1 protein-coding gene is annotated in these 365 nt (G+C 67.4%); it reads right to left on the bottom strand.

Annotated features, from left to right (window positions below; all coding sequences use genetic code 11):
* Nucleotides 1–126: 126 nt before the first annotated feature.
* On the bottom strand, nucleotides 127–365 hold a 239-nt coding region (locus J0A65_RS26460), incomplete at its 5' end, for an ammonium transporter (RefSeq protein WP_206597155.1).

The raw sequence follows: 365 nt of genomic DNA on the forward strand, positions 1-365 counted from the left end.
GAAGACCAGGATCGCGGGCTGGTCGGCGAAGGTGAATACGGCGCTGGCGCCTTCGTAGGTCGTGATGCTCATGCTGTGTTCCTCGCAATGGGCCTGGCCGCGTGTGCGGCCAGGCTAGGGAAAGAGTCAGGCGGATTTCGGCTCGGCGGTGGCCAGCGGAGCCGGCTCGCTGCCGCCGACGCTGGTGCTCGGGCCATACATCGAGGTCCATTCCGGGTAGGCCTGGGCCGGTACTTCGGTCAGGTCCAGACCACGTTCCTCGGCATGTGCCGGTACGCGCAGCAGGTCGGCCTTCTTCAGCGCGTAGGACAGCAGGTAGCCAGGGATGAAGCCCAGGGCGGCCATGACCACGGCGCCGCCGAGCT

This window comes from Bowmanella yangjiangensis (assembly GCF_017255015.1).
Taxonomy (GTDB): Bacteria; Pseudomonadota; Gammaproteobacteria; order Enterobacterales; family Alteromonadaceae; genus Bowmanella; species Bowmanella yangjiangensis.